At 52.0% G+C, this 3,335-nt stretch carries 3 protein-coding genes and 1 pseudogene; 3 read left to right on the forward strand and 1 reads right to left on the reverse strand.

Features of this window, described 5'->3' with window-relative positions; all coding sequences use genetic code 11:
• Positions 1–181: pseudogene (locus tag FDW87_RS21735) on the reverse strand (DNA repair protein); the annotation flags it as partial.
• Positions 182–427: 246 nt separating this feature from the next.
• Here FDW87_RS21735 and pheP point away from each other — a divergent pair.
• From pheP to FDW87_RS21740, 3 genes are all read left to right on the forward strand, one after another.
• Positions 428–1,822, forward strand: coding sequence for a phenylalanine transporter (gene pheP / locus FDW87_RS04235; protein WP_032931079.1), 1,395 nt, complete (start codon positions 428–430; stop codon positions 1,820–1,822).
• A gap of 165 nt (positions 1,823–1,987) precedes the next feature.
• Complete coding sequence (locus tag FDW87_RS04240) at positions 1,988–3,229, forward strand: MFS transporter (RefSeq protein WP_016155933.1); 1,242 nt, start codon at positions 1,988–1,990, stop codon at positions 3,227–3,229.
• Between the two features lie 15 nt (positions 3,230–3,244).
• On the forward strand, positions 3,245–3,335 hold a 91-nt coding region (locus FDW87_RS21740; protein WP_252362999.1), incomplete at its 3' end, for a hypothetical protein.

A 3,335-nucleotide genomic window follows, 5' to 3' on the forward strand; every position in this document is an offset into this window, starting at 1 on the left:
AGGCCGTGATTTCACGTAGGGCATCACTAAAGCGCCGTGCTTCGAGCGCCTGAACGATGGCGCCTGGCAAGACTGACATAGGCTCATTTTTCAGATGATCTACCTGCTGGAAAATAATCTCCTCATCTTCCAGTTCAATAGCGCTTTTGACGATTTCCAGTCGTTTGATGATCTTATTCATGACAGTCGTTGCCTAGCCTGGCTCAAAAACGAGTGGCTGAAACACAGCGGGTTCACCCGTTTGAAAATGTTAGAAAAACAGTAAAGCGCATTCTGTGGCCTGCGATGCCTTTTCGTCCAGAATAATTCACTGTAATTATGAACAAACGCAATGCCACGGGCACAGCGGGTCCTTATTGCGCCTTGCGACAACCAGGTTGAAATGTTAAAAGAAGCCCCTTCAATAAAAACGACACAGGGGAAGGGCGTGAAAAACGCGTCAACTGCATCTGACACCAGCGTGTCTGATGCCGCGTCAACGAATGAGCCGACGCTTCAGCGGGGGTTGCAAAACCGCCATATTCAATTAATTGCGCTGGGCGGCGCAATTGGTACCGGCCTGTTTTTGGGCATTGGCCCGGCTATTCAGATGGCGGGACCTGCGGTGTTACTGGGTTACGGCGTTGCCGGGATCATCGCTTTTTTGATTATGCGTCAACTGGGCGAAATGGTGGTGGAAGAACCCGTTTCGGGATCGTTTGCCCATTTTGCCTATAAATACTGGGGACCGTTCGCGGGTTTTCTGTCCGGCTGGAACTACTGGGTGATGTTTGTGCTGGTTGGCATGGCGGAACTGACCGCGGCTGGGATCTACATGCAGTACTGGCTGCCCGATGTCCCGACCTGGATTTGGGCCGCGGCATTCTTCGTGATCATCAACGCGGTTAACCTGGTCAACGTACGTCTGTATGGCGAAACGGAATTCTGGTTTGCGCTGATTAAAGTGCTGGCCATTATCGGCATGATTGGTTTTGGCGTGTGGATGCTGTTTTCCGGTCACGGCGGGGAACATGCAAGCATTGATAACCTGTGGCGTTACAACGGCTTTTTTGCCACCGGCTGGAACGGGTTGATCCTGTCGCTGGCGGTGATTATGTTCTCCTTTGGCGGACTTGAGCTTATCGGGATTACTGCCGCAGAAGCGCAGGATCCGCAGAAAAGCATTCCAAAGGCGGTAAACCAGGTGGTGTACCGTATTCTGCTGTTTTACATCGGTTCTCTGGTGGTGCTGCTGGCGCTGTACCCGTGGGTGGAAGTGAAATCCAACAGCAGCCCGTTTGTGATGATCTTCCATAATCTTGATAGCAACGTGGTGGCTTCAGCTCTGAACTTTGTCATTCTGGTGGCTTCGCTGTCGGTATATAACAGTGGCGTCTACTCTAACAGCCGTATGCTGTTTGGTCTCTCTGTCCAGGGGAACGCGCCGAAGTTCTTAACCCGCGTCAGCCGTCGCGGCGTACCGGTGAATTCACTGATCCTCTCCGGTGCTATTACGTCTCTGGTCGTACTGATCAACTATGTCCTGCCACAAAAGGCCTTTAGCCTGCTAATGGCGCTGGTTGTGGCGACACTGCTGTTGAACTGGATTATGATCTGCCTGGCCCATCTGCGATTCCGGGCGGCGATGCGTCGTAAGGGACGTGACACGCAGTTCAAAGCGCTGCTGTACCCGGCAGGGAACTACCTGTGTATTGCTTTCCTTGGCATGATTCTGGTGCTGATGTGTACGATGGACGATATGCGCCTGTCAGCTATCCTCCTGCCGGTGTGGATCCTGTTCCTGTTCGTTGCCTTCAAACTGCTGTGTCGTAAGTCCCGCTAAGTTTCTACCGATCCCATCGTCAGGATGGGATCGGATCTTCTCTCAATGTTTATCGTGACCGCTCTCGCAATTTTGCCTTTGCTGGCAGGATCTTTGTTTTGTAATCGATTACTTTTCTATTGAATCTATTTTGTAATCGATTACTTTTTAAAGGTGAGGCAAAAAATGGTGTCAACAACCGAAAGTAGTGGAAAACAGAACGTACAGTACCGGCTGCTGGTACCCCGGCTGTCGCTAATGATGTTCTTACAGTTCTTTATCTGGGGAAGTTGGTCCGTCACGCTGGGGCTGGTGATGAGCCAGCACAACATGTCGCTGCTGATTGGCGATGCGTTTTCAGCCGGGCCCATTGCCTCTATTCTGTCGCCGTTCGTCTTAGGGATGCTGGTAGACCGCTTCTTTGCCTCGCAAAAGGTGATGGCGGTGATGCACCTTGCAGGCGCGGCGATCCTCTGGTTTGTTCCGCAGGCATTGGTGGCGCAAAACGGTGCGCTGTTGATTGGTCTGCTGTTTGGCTACACGTTGTGCTACATGCCAACGCTGGCGCTTACCAACAACATTGCTTTTCATAGCCTGTCGGATAAAGACAAAACTTTCCCGGTGGTGCGAGTGTTTGGCACCATTGGCTGGATTGTCGCGGGGATTTTTATCGGCGTAACCGGAATCTCGGATACTACCGGCATCTTTACGCTGGCGGCGGTTATTTCTGTGATTCTGGCGCTCTACAGCCTGACGTTGCCCAACACGCCAGCACCGGCGAAAGGACTGCCGGTAAAAGTGCGCGATCTGTTTTGTGCGGATGCTTTCGCCTTACTCAAGGTTCGTCACTTTTTTGTCTTCTCGCTCTGCGCGACGCTTATTTCTGTACCGTTGGGAACCTATTACGCATATACCGCGTCGTTTCTGGCTGATGCGGGCGTTGGCGATGTCAGTACGGCGATGTCGTTTGGTCAGATGTCTGAAATTTTCTTCATGCTGGTGATCCCGTTCCTGTTCAGACGTCTGGGCGTGAAATACATGTTGTTAATCGGGATGTGCGCCTGGTTTGTGCGCTACGCATTCTTTGCCCTCGGCATCAGCGAAGAGGGCCGATTCCTGCTGTATCTCGGCATTCTGCTGCACGGCGTGTGCTACGACTTCTTCTTCGTGGTCGGCTTTATTTACACCGATCGTATCGCCGGGGAGAAAGTTAAAGGTCAGGCGCAAAGCATGATCGTTATGTTTACCTATGGGATCGGTATGCTGCTTGGTTCGCAAATTTCAGGCGCACTTTACAACCGTCTGGTGGCGGGACAAACGGTGCCTCAGGCGTGGACCACATTCTGGTGGATCCCGGCAGTGGCTGCAGCAGTGATTGCCGTGATTTTCCTTTTCTCTTTCAAGTATGACGACAAAGAGCAGGCGTAATTTTCAGGAGGGGTTATGAAAACCATCAAGGGGCCTGGCATTTTTCTGGCGCAATTTATCGGGGATCGCCGCCCATTTAACACCCTGGAAGGCGTGGCAAAATGGG

It is taken from the genome of Citrobacter sp. wls826, from assembly GCF_005281245.1.
In the GTDB taxonomy this organism is placed as follows: Bacteria; Pseudomonadota; Gammaproteobacteria; order Enterobacterales; family Enterobacteriaceae; genus Citrobacter; species Citrobacter braakii.